At 64.5% G+C, this 17,506-nt stretch carries 21 protein-coding genes; 9 read left to right on the top strand and 12 right to left on the bottom strand.

What is annotated here, in order from left to right:
* Positions 1-302: 302 nt before the first annotated feature.
* On the top strand, positions 303-746 hold the full coding sequence (locus GOY17_RS03035; RefSeq protein ID WP_157029282.1) for a fasciclin domain-containing protein: 444 nt from the start codon (positions 303-305) through the stop codon (positions 744-746).
* A 241-nt stretch (positions 747-987) separates the two neighbouring features.
* Here GOY17_RS03035 and GOY17_RS03030 read toward each other — a convergent pair whose 3' ends face one another.
* On the bottom strand, positions 988-1,332 hold the full coding sequence (locus tag GOY17_RS03030) for a response regulator (RefSeq protein ID WP_198173801.1): 345 nt from the start codon (positions 1,330-1,332) through the stop codon (positions 988-990).
* A 634-nt stretch (positions 1,333-1,966) separates the two neighbouring features.
* On the opposite strand from GOY17_RS03030, the gene GOY17_RS18730 reads away from it, so the two are divergent.
* Positions 1,967-2,182 carry a hypothetical protein gene (locus GOY17_RS18730; protein WP_198173800.1) on the top strand — a complete coding sequence of 72 codons (216 nt, stop codon included), beginning with the start codon at positions 1,967-1,969 and terminating at the stop codon, positions 2,180-2,182.
* Positions 2,183-2,247: 65 nt separating this feature from the next.
* Positions 2,248-2,916, top strand: coding sequence for a response regulator transcription factor (locus GOY17_RS03025; protein ID WP_198173799.1), 669 nt, complete (start codon positions 2,248-2,250; stop codon positions 2,914-2,916).
* Positions 2,917-4,283: 1,367 nt separating this feature from the next.
* Here the strand turns inward: GOY17_RS03025 and GOY17_RS18725 are convergent.
* From GOY17_RS18725 to GOY17_RS02990, 9 genes are all read right to left on the bottom strand, one after another.
* The gene (locus tag GOY17_RS18725) at positions 4,284-4,544 is read right to left on the bottom strand and encodes a hypothetical protein (RefSeq protein ID WP_198173798.1); all 261 of its coding nucleotides are present in this window, start codon (positions 4,542-4,544) and stop codon (positions 4,284-4,286) included.
* Positions 4,545-4,918: 374 nt separating this feature from the next.
* Positions 4,919-5,461: a hypothetical protein gene (locus GOY17_RS03020; protein ID WP_157029279.1), complete on the bottom strand. Its 543-nt coding sequence runs from the start codon at positions 5,459-5,461 to the stop codon at positions 4,919-4,921.
* 431 nt (positions 5,462-5,892) lie between these two features.
* Positions 5,893-6,378, bottom strand: a complete 486-nt coding sequence (locus GOY17_RS18720; RefSeq protein WP_181902703.1) for a GNAT family N-acetyltransferase — start codon at positions 6,376-6,378, stop codon at positions 5,893-5,895.
* A 79-nt stretch (positions 6,379-6,457) separates the two neighbouring features.
* Positions 6,458-7,174 (bottom strand): hypothetical protein, encoded by a 717-nt coding sequence (locus tag GOY17_RS18715; protein ID WP_198173797.1) that lies wholly within the window; start codon positions 7,172-7,174, stop codon positions 6,458-6,460.
* Between the two features lie 65 nt (positions 7,175-7,239).
* The gene (locus GOY17_RS03010; RefSeq protein ID WP_157029277.1) at positions 7,240-7,740 is read right to left on the bottom strand and encodes a hypothetical protein; all 501 of its coding nucleotides are present in this window, start codon (positions 7,738-7,740) and stop codon (positions 7,240-7,242) included.
* 123 nt (positions 7,741-7,863) lie between these two features.
* Complete coding sequence (locus GOY17_RS03005) at positions 7,864-8,583, bottom strand: HAD family hydrolase (RefSeq protein ID WP_157029276.1); 720 nt, start codon at positions 8,581-8,583, stop codon at positions 7,864-7,866.
* 156 nt (positions 8,584-8,739) lie between these two features.
* Positions 8,740-9,114 (bottom strand): EF-hand domain-containing protein, encoded by a 375-nt coding sequence (locus GOY17_RS03000; RefSeq protein ID WP_157029275.1) that lies wholly within the window; start codon positions 9,112-9,114, stop codon positions 8,740-8,742.
* A 302-nt stretch (positions 9,115-9,416) separates the two neighbouring features.
* A complete protein-coding gene (locus GOY17_RS02995; protein WP_115841262.1) occupies positions 9,417-9,605 on the bottom strand; it encodes a CPXCG motif-containing cysteine-rich protein in 189 nt (62 codons plus the stop codon).
* A gap of 2 nt (positions 9,606-9,607) precedes the next feature.
* A complete protein-coding gene (locus tag GOY17_RS02990) occupies positions 9,608-10,126 on the bottom strand; it encodes a hypothetical protein (protein ID WP_157029274.1) in 519 nt (172 codons plus the stop codon).
* A gap of 142 nt (positions 10,127-10,268) precedes the next feature.
* Here GOY17_RS02990 and GOY17_RS02985 point away from each other — a divergent pair, with 142 nt between their 5' ends.
* Positions 10,269-10,766 (top strand): hypothetical protein, encoded by a 498-nt coding sequence (locus GOY17_RS02985; RefSeq protein ID WP_115841491.1) that lies wholly within the window; start codon positions 10,269-10,271, stop codon positions 10,764-10,766.
* Between the two features lie 3 nt (positions 10,767-10,769).
* On the opposite strand, the gene GOY17_RS02980 is transcribed toward GOY17_RS02985, so the two are convergent.
* Positions 10,770-11,561 (bottom strand): lytic transglycosylase domain-containing protein, encoded by a 792-nt coding sequence (locus tag GOY17_RS02980; RefSeq protein ID WP_157029273.1) that lies wholly within the window; start codon positions 11,559-11,561, stop codon positions 10,770-10,772.
* A 153-nt stretch (positions 11,562-11,714) separates the two neighbouring features.
* Between GOY17_RS02980 and hemN the strand changes: the two genes are divergently transcribed.
* The gene (gene hemN / locus GOY17_RS02975) at positions 11,715-13,109 is read left to right on the top strand and encodes an oxygen-independent coproporphyrinogen III oxidase (RefSeq protein WP_157029272.1); all 1,395 of its coding nucleotides are present in this window, start codon (positions 11,715-11,717) and stop codon (positions 13,107-13,109) included.
* Between the two features lie 83 nt (positions 13,110-13,192).
* On the opposite strand, the gene GOY17_RS02970 is transcribed toward hemN, so the two are convergent.
* Positions 13,193-14,596, bottom strand: coding sequence for an aminotransferase-like domain-containing protein (locus tag GOY17_RS02970; RefSeq protein ID WP_157029271.1), 1,404 nt, complete (start codon positions 14,594-14,596; stop codon positions 13,193-13,195).
* Positions 14,597-14,707: 111 nt separating this feature from the next.
* On the opposite strand from GOY17_RS02970, the gene GOY17_RS02965 reads away from it, so the two are divergent.
* From GOY17_RS02965 to ccoO, 4 genes are all read left to right on the top strand, one after another.
* Positions 14,708-15,046, top strand: coding sequence for a hypothetical protein (locus tag GOY17_RS02965; RefSeq protein ID WP_157029270.1), 339 nt, complete (start codon positions 14,708-14,710; stop codon positions 15,044-15,046).
* A 1-nt stretch (position 15,047) separates the two neighbouring features.
* On the top strand, positions 15,048-15,254 hold the full coding sequence (locus GOY17_RS02960; RefSeq protein ID WP_115841256.1) for a twin transmembrane helix small protein: 207 nt from the start codon (positions 15,048-15,050) through the stop codon (positions 15,252-15,254).
* 174 nt (positions 15,255-15,428) lie between these two features.
* A complete protein-coding gene (gene ccoN, locus GOY17_RS02955; RefSeq protein ID WP_115841490.1) occupies positions 15,429-16,880 on the top strand; it encodes a cytochrome-c oxidase, cbb3-type subunit I in 1,452 nt (483 codons plus the stop codon).
* 10 nt (positions 16,881-16,890) lie between these two features.
* Positions 16,891-17,505 (top strand): cytochrome-c oxidase, cbb3-type subunit II, encoded by a 615-nt coding sequence (gene ccoO / locus GOY17_RS02950; protein ID WP_157029269.1) that lies wholly within the window; start codon positions 16,891-16,893, stop codon positions 17,503-17,505.
* Position 17,506 lies beyond the last annotated feature (1 nt).

Raw genomic sequence — 17,506 nt, 5'->3', positions numbered from 1 at the left:
AGGCATGACATTCATGCTGGGTACGCCACCAGCATGCGCGGTGATCCCTTCCTGCTGCTGAGTACAAGCCGCGGCGCGTGGCCAACGAGCACCGGTCCGCGATGAGGCTAGCTCACGCCCAACTCACGCTCAACGGCGCACGATCCTTGTGCATTGCGATGCAACGTCGCAACGGCCACTCAGCCGCGCTGCAATTCCACTCCTCCTCCGCACTGAGCCTCACTCGCCCCGCTTCGAGCGGGGTCTGGCTTCGGCCGCCCTGGATTCCGCAAAACAGCGGACCATATAAGAGGCAATCCTGTATGAACACCGTAACCAACATTCCCAACGGCAAGAATCTCGTCGACACCGCCGCCGCCAATGGGTCCTTCAGGACTTTTGGCAAGGCACTTGATGCCGCGGGCATGACCGAAACGCTGCGCGGCACGGGCCCTTTCACGGTGTTCGCACCGACGGATGCGGCATTTGAAAAGCTTCCGGCTGGCAAGCTGGAAAGTCTGTTCAAGCCCGAGAACAAGGAAGAACTCGTCTCGCTGCTGAACTATCATGTTGTTAGCGGCCGCAAGACCACGGCCGACGTTGGCAAGTGGGACGCTGCCAGGACCGTCAACGGCCAGTCGGCCCCGATCATCCTGAAGGACGACCAGCTCAGCATTGATGGAGCGCTGATCACCTCGGCCGACATCGGGTCGAGCAATGGTCTGCTCCATGGGATCGATAAGGTCAACATTCCGCCTAAGCAGTAACGGTCACCGGGTGGGTGCCTAACGAGAATGGCGAGGGCGTCCCTCGCCATTCTTCTGTGGCCTCATCCATTCACAGCGTGGCCGCCATTCGAGAGAGGCCGAGAACATCTACTACCACTCCACCGCGGGGCGCTCCTGGACGACAGCACATTCGGGCAGGACGTTGGGCACGACGGCTGCTAATGTCCGCTCTCGCCCCCCGAAGTGGAGATGCGAAGCATGCGAGAATCGTACGACGGCTTCACTGTGGTGTTGCGGTACGCTCTATAAACAAAACCAGCTTCGCGAGAGTGAAGGGCTTGGCCAGCACCGAATAGGCGGCAAGCCGAGCGGGGATTGCACCGTCACCTGCGCCTGTGGCAAAGAAGAACGGTAGCTTTATCGCCACAAGATGATCCGCTACCTCGCAGCCACTTTGTTGTCCTAGCTCAACATCAAGGACGACGCAGTCGAAGCGATGCTCGTCTGCCAGGGCGATCGCGTGGCTGACATTATCTGTATGCCAAACGTGATAACCGCTCACCTCTAAACCTGCCGCCATGACCTCGGCAAGAGGCAGTTCATCTTCAACAATTAGCAGTCGCACGGCTTCTCTCCCGCCTCGGATAACGACAGGCATCAGCCGTCCCTGCACGTCCAGCCTCGCAACCTATGAGTGACAAGCCCGTGACGCGCCTTCTCTGCTAAACGCCCTGCGAGCGAGCGCTCTCGGTCTCGCCCGATATGTCCTTCACAAAGATCAGATGTAAGCGGCCTCATACATAACGTGGCCTACCCCTGTTGAACTCGCCACCATGAGCACGAGGCGACTAGATCCGAAAGCTTCCGATCCACTAGTGCGCCGTTTCTACGACGCGATAGAAACCTCGAGAAGGACGCAGTTGGAGATGCGACTGGGCGTTGCGAAAGCTCGTCAGCGTCTGTCCGAGGTGAGGGCAAGAGCCGTGCACGTCAAGCAGCTAGTTTCGGACGGCGTAGACTCGACGAACCGTAGCGAGTAGATCGCGCTGCCGCTTCGGCCTCCGCAGCTCGCCAGACAAGGCTGTTGAAGACTTCTACGGTCGCTCGTTCCATCGACGAGCCCTCGCCCGCGTCTATCCGGTTAGCAAGAGGCGTTCACGCCAAGCTCGCGCGCGCAGGTGTACGACTACTGATGCACCGTGGCGATCAAATCGCGCTGCTGCCTTGGGCCTCCGTGCAGCTCGCATCAGGCCCAACTCTTGAATACCCTTACGATCGCTCGTCTCATCGACGAGCCTGAGCGACATACGGTCCCCACGCGCTACGAAGCCGCGATCGACGAAAGTCGACGTCTCCGCGCGGAGCTTGCCGCAACCTTGGACGAATCCCGCCGTCTGCTCGGGCGCATCGCGCAGGGGCATGCTGAGCGCAATGCGGACGAATGGGCCCGCCTCTGGCCGATAAAAGACCGTTGACTGAGTGGGAAGCCAGCGCTACGCCAATGGGACCCGGCGGAGTCCGAAGTCGTGAGGGAGCGAGTATGTACCCAATCGTACACTTGGTTGATGACGATCCCGATGTGCTTAGAGCTCTATCACGAGCGCTCTGGTCAGATGGGTACACGGTAGTTCCGAGCTCTTCTGGGGAAGAGTTCCTTGAGGTGTATCAACCCGGTGATGCTGGTTGCGTCATCCTGGACCTAATGATGCCGGGCAAAAGCGGCATGGATGTTCAGGCTGAATTGGCTCGCCGCGGACATGTACCTCCCATCATCTACATCACCGGCATGGTCGAAATAGCATGCGCTGTGGAGATCATGAAGAGCGGAGCGGTTGACTTGCTAACGAAGCCCGTGGAACTAGATCTACTAATCGAAGCGGTGTCGCAAGGGCTGGCGAGAGATGCGCGAATCCGCAACCTGCTTTCGCGCTGCGCGGTGGCAAGAGCCCGCTTAGAGTCTCTCAGTTCGCGAGAGCGCGAAGTGCTTCAGTATGTGTCGAATGGCGACTCAAACGCCGTTGTCGCGGAAGCGCTGGGCATTACCGTGAGGACGGTGAAGGTTCACCGAGAGCATATCCGATTCAAGCTGGAGGTTCGAACTACTCCAGAGTTGATTCACCTGCTTACGGAGGGCGGATTCTCGTCAATGCCGGCCCTGCCGCGCGATCGTCGTTGTGGCCGGACGGGAACAAGGAGAAGAAATTGGTGAGTCACAACGTTGGTCGCCTGTCTACCTCGCCGTGCTTGAGAACCTGGCGGACGCATCGCCTACGTGTCAGCTTGCCGCAGCGCCGCGTACGTCCGATCGGAACGAGAGAGGAGCCACATGAGGACGCGCAGAGATCTACAAGGCGTGATCGAAGGGATCGATGCCGCCATGCTATACGCCGCGAACGAGGCGTCCGACATGTCCCAGTATTGGAGTTCATGGAATCTTGCAATAACTGGTCTTCCGCTTAGCGAAGAGGTTCCAAGCGACCTCAGCTACTGGTGGCGGAACCAATTGCTGGATGCCAGCCGCCGCGCGTTCGACAATAGCGTACTGCGACGTCGGTACCACCGGGGGGACTTCAATTCGGATGGTGTTCCTACCGGGATAGTCTGGAACAGCGCGCCATGCGTGTACCGCGACCGCGAAATCCGCGTCGAGCTTCGTAGAGAGACTTCCAGCGCGTCTTGGTGCGCGTCGGTGACGATATCTGATCTTTACGAACTGAAGATTGCTGCGCGCATCTTCTTCGCGAGACTTCCCAGCGCTGCTGGTGGAGCGATCGGGGCATACGCGTTGGTCATAGAGAGGGCGCGGCGAGAGGTTGATCGTCTTGCGGCCCTGCCATTTGGCGCCCTCTAGCCAACGACTAGGGCGTTCTGTTGGAAAGCCCAGGCCCGTTCTCTAAGACTGCCAGACTACGTAGATAGGCTAGTTCACAGAGCAGCCTGCCCTTGCTGCCAGCCAGCACGAGGTTCTCTTCGTCACTTAGTGGCAAAGTCGGCCATAGCTTAGCTAGATCCAGGACGTGCCAACGGAGCAGATCGTAGAACTCCGGTGTCTGTCCGCCTCTGGCGAAGAAGCGCAGATTCTCCAAAGCCATATGCTGGTCGTAAAACATGATCATCATTGAGGCGATGATGGGAGCTGTGTCCGGGTACGCCTCAACATGACACTTGCCTAACACTGCGCCGCATGCACGCAGAGCAGTGCAGCGCGAAGGTTTCTCTGGTCTAGCAGACGGCGAAGGCGCGTCTCTACCTCGGCAAGCCCCTCAAGCGACTGCGTGGCATAGAGCGAGTATGTCGGCTTGTCCTCTGCTCTTGGACCCGCCACGCACCCAACGCTCACGTCGGCCCTTTGCGACGCCCGCATCCAGATCGTCTGCAGCTCCTTAGGGCCGATGCTCTGGTCGGTTCCCAACGTGAAACGAAACATCGCAATCAGCGGCTTAGAAGGCTTACTGCTCTTGATCGCCATCCGAATCACCTTACCGACCGCAGAACGCGAGAAGCACGCTCGATATTGGGCGTCGTCACCACCCTAACGATCTGGAGGCGCGTCTTAATGGGGGTCGAATTCATGACTCATCCCACCACTTCCTGGGCACGACGTTGGTGTCGCTCCCAACCGGGGTACTCGCCAAAAAGATAGTTCGCCCACGTTTCGCGAAGCTCAAGCATCCCGCTCTGCGCAACCGCGCTTTCCAGCATCTGTTCGACTGGTAGAGGCAAGCGATCACCCGAGATGCTAAACACCAGTTGGGCTGGGGGCACAGTCTTGGGTGCGGACGTAAAGGCGTCTACGAGCACATAGCCCTTAGGCGCTGAGTAGACACGAATGTTCATGATGTCCTCGCGCAGGGAGGTGCACGAGGCTCTCCAAGGATAAGCCGCAACTCGCACGGCATTGTGCAAGGAACAGACTACGCCTTTGCCTGTGAAGAGGGACAACACCACGCGAAAACTCAGCATGTAGATGAGCCTCGCCAGAGCAGACTCCGCTTCACCTAGTGAACAGTTGTGCTCGCTGAACCGCCTTAGGGCGAGAAACGTAAGCTTCGTGTCAGTTGCGAGCCGTCGAGTGTCCCCTTTGGGTCGAAAGCGGACATTGGCTTCGCTGCCGCGCGCCCGCGGGAACTCATGTCCGGCATCGGGCAGAAGCTGCCATTCGCCAAAGTCCGAATTAAGCCGAGCCGCGGAGCGGCTTCGGCTTTAGTTTGTCAGCGGGCTAACCGCCGGTTTAGTTCGACGCGGGTTCTGCACAAGAGCAGATGGGTATCGCGGGCTTGGCCGTGGAAGAAGAACCCGGCGCAGACCACAAGCGCAAGGCCAACTATGCCCAAGATGACCGACCATTCGGGGAAACGGAGGCTTGCAAGCACAGTGACACCGGCAACAAAACTGGGGCCCGCTACGAACATGCCAAGCTCAAAATAGAGACTCGTGACAAGCCTGCTTAGGTAGCGGAAGCCGACGGGCTCCTTGTCCAGCGTATGGGCCAGGTAGGTGTACCACTGGTCCGATACCTGAAGCTCTCCGTCTCGCTCCTTATCCCATCGAGATTCCAGGGATGTGCCAATGCGTTCGCAAATTGAGCCGACTACCGCCGCCGCGCAGAAGACAAGCGCATTTGCGAGTGTCGTGTACTTGTCGAAGCCCAGGGTGGCTGATGTGTATTGCACGATGGCGAGGAGCCAAGGGCAAATGGCGATCAGCCCGGGAATTAGTACTGTGAGGACCGATCTCGACAACGTCATTGGCATGCGATGCGCCCCCCCAAGGCCGCAAACTACCTAATCTATGGACCCATGTGCCCGGGGTATACCTCAGACGCAATGGGTTCGGAAGCGGACATTAGCAGCGCCTCGGCCGGATTACCCAACCCCGATGAACGCTATCGGCCAGGCGCTTAGGTTCGCCAACGCCGATTAGATAGTGGTGAGGCGGGCCTAGGATGCTCGATCAGTTGCTCAAGCTCGTCGACGGCGTGCTGGCAAGGAGCCCACAAGCGTAGTGCAGCAAAAGTGCTACAGAGGGATTCACCGAGTCTTTAAGTGACTGATCTGAAATGGACCTTTATTGTCGTCCGCCCCATCCATCATCGGGGCGACGGAGAGGCGGAGTGCGTCCGGCGAAATGGCAGGCGAATGGCTCATTGGCGCGATTTTCGCCGATTTCCGCCGTCAACGCCCGACTAGCCCGCCCGATCCGGCTCCCACACCATGTACACGTCGGCGCGCGCGTAGTGCGATCCCGGGCGCGGCGCGGGGTAATGGCGGAAGCCGACGCTTTCGTACAGCGCCAGCGCGGGGCCCAGCTTGCTGCTGGATTCCAGGAACAGTTCGCGACCTTGCAGCTCGCCGAATGCGTCGAGCGCGCCGAGCATCAGCGCGCGCCCGACACCCATTCCTCGCGCTTCGGGTGCCACCGCCATCTTGGTGAGTTCGTAGACGCCATCGGATTCGTACTTGAGCGCGACGGTGCCGACGGCTCGGTCGTGTTCGTCGATGGCGAACAACACGCGGCCGCCGGGGGCGAGGATGTGCGTTTCCGGGTCGCCCAGCACATCGCGGTCGATGGGTTCTACCGTGAACCAGCGTTCGAGCCATTCGATGTTGAGACGCGCGAAGTCCGCGCGCCAGCGCGGGGCGTAACCGACGATGCGGACGTTGTCGTTCATGCGGCCATGATAGTGGCGCGAAGTGCAAACGCATGCGGCGGCCGAAGCCGCCGCAGGTCGCGCCGAACGGAGTCGCGAATCAGCCCTTGCCCTTGCCCTGGCCCTTCGCGTCCTGGTTTCCCTTGCCCTGCCCCTTGAGCTGCGCGTCGCTTTTGCCGGCAGCACCCTTCGATCCTGCGTTGCCGTTCGCCTTTCCGGCATTGCCGTTCTTCGCGTTGCCGTGCGTCGCGGCCTTGCCGTTGTCCGTGTGGTGCTTGTTCGCCTGCGCCGCCTTGGCCTTGCCCGGATCGCGCGGACGCCCCGGGAAATCGCGCGCGAGATCGGCATCGATCGTGATGTCGCGACCCCATCGGTCGTAGCTGGGGACGAAGCCCTTTTTCAGCCGATGGAACTCCGGCGAACCGGGCTTGATGCCCAGGTTCTTCGCGACCTCGCCCCAACCCAGCGCATGGTCGCGCTCCCACATGTCGGCGACATAGCGGCATGGGCGACCGAGCGCGGACGCGATGGAACAGGCGAAATACACGTCGCCGGGCGCCCAGCGGCGCTCGCCGAGCAGTTCGTTGACGAGTTCGCGCGGCGCGCCGTAGTAACGCACCATCTCGTCGACGAACGGATCGCGATAGCGCGCGCCGTAGCGGTTCACGTCGGTCAGCCACGTGTCGACCCACACGTCGCCCGAGCGCGGATTCCAGCCGAACGTGTAGTCCTGCGCAGACGCCGTTCCACCCAGGCCCAGCGTCGCCGCCGCAGCGACGAGCATCGCGCCCAGCCGTGCCTTCCAGGTCATCGCCATCGTCCAGTTCCTTTCGTCATCGAAGGAATGCCAGTCGGGCATTCGGTTGTGGTCCGCAGCCATGATCAGTCGTCGTCGCGCCAGCGGCGATCGCGGTCGTGGTCATGGCGATCGCGGCGATCATAACGGCGATCGTCATGGCGACGGTCGTAGTAGCCGTAGTTCGAATAGCCGTTGCGATAGTAGGCACGGCCGTAACGACGATCGTGGCGATGGTCGTAACGCGCGTCGTAGTAGTGCGTGGTGCACTTGCCGTGCTTGTTGCAGTTGCCGCGCGGCGCGTTGTTCCAGTACCCGTAGGCGTTGCCGTACGGCGGACCGGCGCGGTAGACGTTGCGGTAGTAGGTTGGGCGGCCGCGATAGTCGTGGACGACGACCAGGCGGTCGCGATAGCCGCGGTCGTAGCGGTAGTACGGGTTGCCCGCGTGGTAGATCACGTCGGCGACGTCGACGATCACGCGGGTCAGGTCGTCGGCACGCGCCGGTGCGGGCGCCGTCGCGGCGACTGCACCGAAACCTGCGGCCAGCACCACGGGGGCGACCCAACGGGTCAGGACGGTGGACATGTCTGCGCTCCTGGTTGCCCGCACCCTGCGAGCCTTGCGGCCAAGATGCGACTACCGCGGTGAACGCATTTTTAATCCGGCCGGGGTACTCCGGGGACGCTCAGCAGCCGTTGGGGAACGTGTTCAGGCAGCTTTCGCTGCCAGGGCACGCACGGCGTCGGGCAACTCGTGCGCGCTGGCGATGCGGCGCAGGCGTGGCGCGTCGTCGGCTACCTCGGCCTCGGTCTCGTGGCTCCAGGTCGTGTGGTACGGCACGTGGATGCCCCACCCGCCCAGTTCCAGCACCGGCGCGATGTCGGAACGCAGCGAGTTGCCGACCATGACGAAGCGCTCGGCCGGCAGCTGGAACTCTTCCAGCAATCGCGCGTACGTCGCCCTGTCCTTCTCGCTGACGATCTCGATGCGACGGAAGAGGTCGGCGAAACCGCACTGGCGCACCTTCGCTTCCTGATGGAAGAGGTCGCCCTTGGTGATGAGCACGACGTCGAAGTCCGCGGCGATCGCCTCCACTGCTTCACGCACGCCCGGGAGGAGTTCCACCGGATGCCGAAGCAGCGACTTGCCGAGTTCGACGATGCGATGCACGTCGCGCGCTTCGATGCGCTGCGCGGTGATGTCCACCGCCGCTTCGATCATCGACAGGACCATGCCCTTCACCCCGTAGCCGAACAGCGCGATGTTGCGCTTCTCGACCTCGTACAGGCGCTCCTGCACGCGTGCGTCGCGCAGATCGACGTAAGTGCCGACGATGCGCTCGAACTCGAGCTGGGCGTCGTCGAAGTAGTCCTGGCTGCGCCAGAGGGTATCGTCGGCGTCGAAGCCGATCAGCTGGATGGCGGTCATGCGCGCAGTTTAAACGAGCAAGGCGCAGCACCGAGCACTAGCATCGTCGACCTACGCTTCTACGCTTCAACGTGCCGGCAAAAGCAAGGGCGGCCGAAGCCGCCCTTGCCGGAGTCCAACAATGCGCAAGTTGGACGTGGTGCCTGTGTGCAGCGCTTACTTGCCGCCGCTGTTGCCGGCCGGGCCGCCCTGCGCCTTGGCGACGTAGGCCTTGTATTCGTCGGCGGTCAGCGCGCCATCGGCGTCCGCATCGGCCTGATCGAACACCTGGCCGAGCGCCGGGACGCTGGACGCCTCGGACTTGCTCAGCGATCCGTTCTTGTCGGTGTCCACGTCCGACCAGCTCTTCTTGCCGGACGAGTTCGCCGAGCCCTGCGTGGCGCTGGCACCGCTCGCACCGGCTTGGTCAGCCGACGCGGCGGCGGGATCCTGCGACGACTGCGGCGTGGTGCTCTGCGCGAACGCCAGCGGCGCCGAGAGCATGGCGACCAGGGCGGCGGCGATCAGCGGCTTGCGGTTCTTGAGGGTCATGCGGATGTCTCCTGGAATGAAGGAAGTTCTGCGCGTGCTTGCCCAAGGCGTGCCGCACGATTCGACCTTGCACGGGAGGTGATGAACGACTCCGCTTCGGCGAGAGTTAAGGGAACGTTCCCTTAACCATTCCGGCGCGCGAGGGGGCTAGGAAGCCGGTCGATCGGTGACGCGCGACGCGCCCGAATGTGACCTGCGCCGAAGTTATCGCGGTTGCGACGAGTGCGATTTCGCTGAACGCAACACAACCTTCATCGGGCACGCGGTCAACGCGGTGGCCATTGCCGCGTTGACCGCGCCCTTCAATCCTCGTTCTCGCGGGCGACGTCGACGTCGAGCCCGCCGTCCTCATCGATGCGCACGCGCACGAGCATCGGCCTGCAGCACACGTGGCAATCCTCGACGTACGACTGCGCGCCGGCCGAATCGTCGACGAACAACGTGAGCGGTTCGCCGCAATACGGGCACTGGACGTCGATCGCGGGCAGCATCGTCACTTCGCCTTCGGCAGCGGTTCGTCCGGCGCGAGCGTCAGCACGATGTCCACCGGCGTGCCGGGATTGTGGCTGCGCAGGTGCAGTTCGCTCGCATCGAGGCGAAGGATATCGGTGGGATACGACTGGCCTTCTTCGACCATCGTCAACTTGCCGCCCTCGAAGCGCCACTGGCCGTGCATTGGCGTGCCGTTGGGCGAATCGATGACGAGCGTGCCGTCGGCGAGGAACGCATACACCGTGTCCGCCTCCACCGCGCTGGACGACTTCACGCGCCACACCTTGTCGACGAATGCGGCCGGCGTGGCCTCGGGTGCGGCAGGTGCGGCGGCTTCGCCTGGCGCCGGCTGGTCGGTCGAGCGCGCGGGCTGCGACGAGGTGTCGGCGGTGACCTGCGGCGTATCGGCGGCCTGCGCTTGCGCCTGCTCGGACGCGGGTGGCGCGGGCGCGTTGCACGCCGTCAACGTGCACGCGGCGATCACGCAGGCGAGCATCGAAAAACGCATGGATCCACGCATGACCAGCATCCCGTATTGGAAGGTGCGCGCACCTTAGCACCGCCCGCGCGAGCCCCGCGTTCATCACGTCCCAGTAACCGCGGCGCGGCAAAGCTGCGGCCATCGACGCCGCATGCCAGCGCCACGGATGACGGAGGCAGAAATGAAAGTCCGCCATGTTTTCAGCACGCCCGACCTGGCCACCGCGCAAGCGGTGATGAACGCCGCGCGCGGCGCCGGCGTGCACGACGACGACATCCTGCTCGTCGCCCGTTCGGACATCGAGCTGGACGCCATTCCCAACGAGTACAAGGAAGCCGACACCGACCTCATTCCCGCCGCCATGCGCGGCGCCGGATACGGCGGCGCCGCGGGCCTGCTGGCGGGCCTGGCGGCGATCGTCATCACGCCGATCGGTCTCACGCTCGCCGGCGCAGCCGCGGCAGCGGTGGCAGGCGCACTGGTGGGCTCGTGGGCGTCGGCGCTGGTGGGCTCGTCGCTGCCCGATCCGATCCGCCGCAAGTTCGACGATGAAATCCAGGCGGGGCGGATCCTCGTTGTGCTTGACGGCGACAAGGACTTCCTCGATCGCACGGAGAACATCATCACCGGCGCGGGCGGCACGCATCTGCCATACGAATCGAGCAAGGCGATGGCGTGAGGACTACGGCGAGGTCAGCGCCTTCGCGCGCGACTTCGCCAGTGGCTTGTCGAGCGCGGCGCGATAGTTGCCGTACAGCGCCTTCACCTTCGCGACATAGGCCTGCGTTTCCGCATACGGCGGCACCCCGCCATAGCGCGCCACGGTACCGATGCCGGCGTTGTACGCGGCGGCCACCAGCGTCATGTCGTTGCGATAGCGGCGCATCAGTGCGCGCAGGTGGCGCGCGCCGGCCATGATGGATTCGTCCTGCGAGAACGGATCGATGACGCCATATTCGCGGCTCGTGTCGGGCATCAGCTGCATCACGCCCTGCGCGCCTTTCGCCGAAACCGCCATGGCGTCGTAATCGCTCTCGGCGTGTGCGATGGCGCGCAACCATGCTTCATCGACGCCGGTCGCTTTCGACGCCGCGCGGAACTGCTTCGGATAGCGGTCCAGACGCGGCGGGCTCACGCGCCCCAGGCCTTCGTGCGCCGGCTCGCCCGGCGGCGCGGGCACGGTGAACGAAAGCACCTTCACCGAGCCGGGCAGCTTGCGCGTCCCGTACACCGTCTTCCCGTCCTGCACGCGTTCGTACAGCACGCCGCTCACCGCTTCGCCGGTGCCGAAGAGGTTCGGCACGCTCGCGGCGTTGTCGTCGATCTGCCTGGCGGTGCAGCGCGAACCGGGCTCGGGCGCGGTGGACAGGCTGACCGTGCCGTCGCGCACGCAGCGGTAGACCGTGCGCGCATTCGCCACAGTGGCGAACGACAGCGCGATCAGCGCGACGGCGACGGCGCGGGACCGGTTCATCCCGCGGATTCTAGGCACCGCGCTGGAACGAGGACGGAACGGAGGGCGGCCGCTTGTCGGCCGGAAACCCGTGTCCGTAGGGTTGCCGGTTGGGTGCCGCGATGAATTGATCGAGGTCAAACCCCGGCGGATGGCCGTCGATAGGCTCCGCGCATGTCCACTGCGCCGACCTTTCCCGCGGAACTCCTGCGCCGCTACGACCGCCCGGGGCCGCGCTACACCTCCTATCCCACCGCGCCCCAGTTCAGCCCGGACTTCGACGTTGCGCAGCTTCGTGACGCGGCGCAAGCCAGCAACGGCGATCCGATTCCCAGCCGCCTGTCGCTCTACGTCCACGTCCCGTTCTGCACGAACCCGTGCTTCTACTGCGGCTGCAATCGCGTCATCACGCGCGACCGCGCGCGCAGCGAGCCGTACCGCACGCGGCTCGCGCGCGAGATCGGCATGATGGCCGGGCTGTTCGATCCGGATCGCGAAGTCGTGCAGCTGCACTTCGGCGGCGGCACGCCGAACTTCTTCACGCCGACGCAGCTGCGCGCGACCGTGCAGGACCTGCGCGACCACTTCCGCTTCAGCGACGACAGCCAACGCGACATCTCCATCGAGCTCGATCCGCGCGAACTCACGCCCGACGATATCGCCGAACTCGCCGACGCCGGCTTCAACCGCGCGAGCCTGGGCGTGCAGGATTTCGATCCGGATGTGCAGCGCGCGGTGAATCGCGAGCAGGACGTCGGCGCGACGCTGGCGATCATCGACGCGTGCCGCGCGCACGGCATGCGGTCGGTCAACGTCGACCTGATCTACGGACTGCCCTTGCAGACGCTGGACGGGTTCTCCCGCACGCTCGACGTCGTGATTGCGGCGCGCCCGCATCGGCTCGCCGTGTACAGCTACGCGCACCTGCCCGAGCTCTTCAAACCGCAGCGGCAGATCCGCGCCGAAGACCTGCCGTCGAACGAACTCAAGCTCGACCTGTTGCGCCTTGCGATCGAGCGGCTGACCGCGGCAGGTTACGTCTACATCGGCATGGACCACTTCGCGCTGCCGGACGACGAGCTCGCGCTCGCGCAGGCGCGCGGCGGACTGCACCGCAACTTCATGGGGTACACGACGCACGCCGACTGCGACCTGATCGGTTTCGGCGTCAGCGCGATCAGCCGCATCGGCGACAGCTACAGCCAGAATCCACGCGAACTTCCCGCATGGGAGGAAGCGATCGACGCGCCGCGGCTTCCTGTATGGCGCGGGCTGCGCCTGAGTCCGGACGATCAACTTCGCGCCGACGTCATCCAGCGCCTGATGTGCCAGGGCGAAGTGTCGATGGGCGCGATCGAGCGCGCGCACGGCATCGATTTCACGCACTACTTCGCCGATGCATTGGCGCGCCTGCAGCCGCTGCAGGACGACGGGCTGGTGTGGATCGAACCGGATCGTATCGTCGCCACGCGCGAGGGGCGGCTGCTGTTGCGCGTCATCGCGATGTGTTTCGACGCATATCTGCGGCAGCCGCATGCTACGAGCGCCAAATATTCGCGCGTCGTATAGGCGTCTGCCAGAACGACCTGGACGCGCCGCGAAAGCTGCCCTCACCCCAACCCCTCTCCCGCGAGCGGGAGAGGGGCTAAGAACTACGCCAGCGCGCCCAGCGTCTTCAACCCCTGCTCCGTCCGCGCATCGAACGGGTGCCCGTAGTTGATGCGCACGCAGTTGCGGAAACTCCGGCTGGCCGAGAAGATCGGCCCGGGCGCGATGCTGATGCCCGCCTCCAGCGCGCGGCGATGCAGTGCCAGCGCATCGCGGCCTTCCGGCAGCTCGATCCAGGCGAAGTAGCCGCCGGTGCCGCGCGTGACCTTCGTGCCTTCCGGGAAGTGCGTCGCGATCGCTTCGATGTACTTCGCCTGCTGCTCGGCGAGCGTCGCGCGCAAGCGACGCAGGTGCCGGTCGTATCCGCCGCCCTGCAGGTAACGGCCGATCGCACGTTGCGCGGGCACGTTGGTGTTGAGCGTGGTGGTGAGTTTGTTCCGCGCGATGGTGTCGCGAAAGCGCCCCGCCGCCACCCATCCGATGCGATAACCCGGCGCCAGGCACTTCGAGAACGACGAGCAGTGGATCACGCCGCCGTCGCGATCGAATGCCTTCGCGGGTAACGGACGGCGCGCGCCGTAATGCAGTTCGGCGTAGACATCGTCCTCGATCAGCGGAATCCCATGACGTGCAAGCAGAGCGACGAGGTCGCGCTTGGCGTCGTCGGGCATCGTCGCGCCGAGTGGATTGTGGAAGGTCGGCATCAGCCAGCATGCACGCGGCGAATGGCGCGCGATGGCTTGTTCCAATGCGTCCAGATCGACGCCGTCGCGCGGATGCGTCGGGCCTTCGATCGCGCGCAGGCCGTTGCGCTCCAGCGACTGCAGCACCGCGTAGAAGCACGGCGATTCGACCAGCACCGCATCGCCGGGCCGCGTCACCGCGGCGATGCCGAGGTTCAGCGCCTCCAGCGCGCCGTTGGTGACGATGATTTCGTCGGCGGGCACGTCGATGCCGTCGATCAGGTAACGCAGGCCGATCTGACGGCGCAGTTCGGCCTGCCCGGGCGTGAGGTCGTCGACGGTGCTCCAAGGGTCGAGATCCTGCGCCGCGGCGGCGACGGCACGACCGAGCTTCGGCAGCGGAAACAGCAGCGGGCTCGGGAACGCCGAGCCGAACGGGACGAGGTCGCGATGCATCGCCGACTGCAGCACATCGAACACCAGTTCGCTCACGTCGACCGGCCGCGAGTCGCCGTCGGGACGCGACGACGTCTCGGGCTCCGGCGGAAGTCGCGACGGCCGCGCCGCCACGTAATAACCCGAACGCGCGCGCGATTCGATCAGGCCGCGCGCTTCCAGCAGGTAGTACGCCTGGAACACGGTGGATGGGCTGATGCGCCGCGCGGTGGTGGTCTGCCGCACCGATGGCAGGCGTTCGCCCGGACGGAACGCGCCGGACTGGATGGAGCGGGCCAGATCCTCGGCCAGGGCCTCGTAGCGCTTCACCGGGCGTCCTCGGGCAACTGATACGGTTTTTCGATCGGCTTTCTGATTCTACTGGAACTGATACGGTCGCCCTAGACTGCGCGCACCGTTCGAGCCCCTTCCGAGTGCCCGATGTCCACCGGCGTACAGCTGCATCTCGCCCTGATCCTGTTCGCGCCGTGGTTCGCGGTGCTGTCGGTGCTGTTCTGGCGCTACCCGCGGCAGCCGCGAGGGCCAGCGCGGTTCGCGTTCGATTCGATCGCACTGACAACCGCCACGGCCGCGGCCTTCGCCGGCATGTACTGGGGCATGGCGCACGCCGATGCCGGCTTCGGCCCGATGTGGAAGCAGGTGTTCGCGACCTCGCTGGCGTACGGGCTCTACCTGGGCCTCATGGCCGCGGCGCTGCTTCTGCGCATGCGCTGGTTCGCGCGGCTGCGTTCCCTTTCGACCGCCACAGCCCGGAGCTGACATGAAGACCCTGCTCGTCGTCGGCTTCCTCGCGCTGATCGTCTACAACCTCGGCGCGGCGCTGTACTACATGCTCACCGACCGCGGCGAGAGCAAGCGCGCGGTCAATGCACTGACCCGCCGCATCGCCCTATCGGTCGCCCTGATCGCGCTGGTGGCCGTCGGCATTGCCACGGGTGTCATCCAGCCGCACGCCGTGGGCGCCTGACCGACACACCCCGCTGCATGACAGGACCGCGCCGGCAGCCGCCGAACGGTCCGCCGGGCTCATCCGTTTGCGTTTGAATCGCGTAGCCGACGCTTTGATCGAAATCAAGCGCGGCGCATGAACGGGTTCCTAACATGCCGCCGACCCCGGCCCTGCCGCTCGGGAGTGTCCATCATGCATACCCAACCAGAAACCTATAACGACAAGATCGTGCGCCAGTTCACCGCGATGACGGTGGTCTGGGGCATCGTCGGCATGGCGGTCGGCGTCCTGATCGCCGCCCAGCTGTACTGGCCGGCGCTCAACTTCGACGTACCGTGGCTGAGCTACGGCCGCCTGCGGCCACTGCACACCAACGCGGTCATCTTCGCCTTCGGCGGCTGCGCGCTGTTCGCCACCAGCTACCACGTGGTGCAGCGCACCTGCCACGTGCGGCTGGCGTTCGACAAGCTGGCCGCCTTCACCTTCTGGGGCTGGCAGGCGGTCATCGTCGCCGCGGCGATCACGCTCCCGCTGGGCCTCACGCAGGGCAAGGAATACGCCGAGCTCGAATGGCCGATCGACATCCTGATCACCATCGTCTGGGTGTCCTACGCGATCGTGTTCTTCGGCACCATCGTCAAGCGGCGCGTGAAGCACATCTACGTCGCCAACTGGTTCTACGGCGCCTTCATCATCACCGTCGCGCTGCTGCACATCGTCAACAACATGGCGATGCCGGTGGGGCTGGGCAAGTCGTATTCGCTCTACACCGGCGCGGTCGATGCGATGGCGCAGTGGTGGTACGGGCACAACGCGGTTGGTTTCTTCCTGACCGCCGGCTTCCTCGGGATGATGTACTACTTCGTCCCGAAGCAGGCCAACCGCCCGGTGTATTCGTACCGGCTGTCGATCGTGCACTTCTGGGCGCTGATCGCCGTGTACATGTGGGCCGGCCCGCACCACCTGCAGTACACCGCGCTGCCGGACTGGGCGCAGTCGCTGGGCATGGTGTTCTCGCTGGTGCTGCTGGCGCCCAGCTGGGGCGGCGCGATCAACGGCATCCTTACGCTGTCGGGCGCGTGGGACAAGCTGCGCACCGATCCGATCCTGAAGTTCCTCATCGTGGCGGTGTCGTTCTACATGATCGCGACCTTCGAAGGTCCGATGATGTCGATCAAGACGGTGAACTCGCTGTCGCACTACACCGACTGGACCGTCGGCCACGTGCACGCCGGCGCGCTGGGCTGGGTCGCGATGATCTCCGTCGGCGCGGTCTACTCGATGCTGCCGCGACTGCTCGGCCAGACGCGGATGTATTCGGTGAAGGCGATCGACCTGCACTTCTGGCTGCACACGGTCGGCGTCGTGTTCTACATCGTGTCGATGTGGATCGCCGGCGTGATGCAGGGCCTGATGTGGCGCGCCACCAACCCCGACGGCACGCTCACCTACAGCTTCGTCGAGGCGCTCAACGCGACGTATCCCTACTACCTCGGCCGGTTGCTCGGCGGCCTGATCGTGCTGTCCGGCATGTTCGTGATGGCCTGGAACGTGATCCGCACCTGGCAGCAGGCGCGCGACCTCGTGCCCACGCCGGTGATGCCGCCGGATGCGGCCAGCGCACACGCCAGCACGATCTCCTGAGGCCGACGACATGAGCCATTCACACGAGAAAGTCGAAACCAACGTCGGCCTCATGGCGGTGCTGATCGCCGTGGCCGTGTCCTTCGGCGGCCTGGCGGAAATCGTCCCGCTGATGCACCAGGCCGAAGCCATCACGCCCCTGCCCGGCGTGAAGCCGTATCCCGCGCTCGAACTCGCCGGCCGCGACGTCTACGTCCGCGAGGGTTGCTACAACTGCCATTCGCAGATGGTGCGCACGCTGCGCTTCGAGACCGAGCGCTACGGTCACTACTCGCTCGCGGGCGAATCGGTGTACGACCGCCCGTTCCAGTGGGGCTCCAAGCGCACCGGGCCGGATCTGGCGCGCGTCGGCGGCCGCTACTCCGACGACTGGCATCGCGTGCACCTGCACAACCCGCGCGACGTCGTGCCCGAATCCAACATGCCCGGCTTCCCGTGGCTCGCCGAGGCGAAGGTCGACGGCGAACAGGTGCAGCGGCGCATGAAGGCGCTCAAGACCATCGGCGATCCGTACACCGCCGACGACATCGCCGGCGCGCCGGCCGCGGTGGACGGCAAGACCGAGCTCGATGCGGTCGTCGCCTACCTGCAGGGCCTGGGCCGCCACGCTCCAAGGGGAGGCTGAC

The sequence above is a fragment of the Lysobacter soli genome (genome assembly GCF_009755585.1).
GTDB classification, from domain to species: Bacteria; Pseudomonadota; Gammaproteobacteria; order Xanthomonadales; family Xanthomonadaceae; genus Lysobacter_J; species Lysobacter_J soli.
The sequence above is the reverse complement of the archived record's forward strand: the minus strand, read 5'-3'. Positions and strand labels throughout refer to the sequence as shown.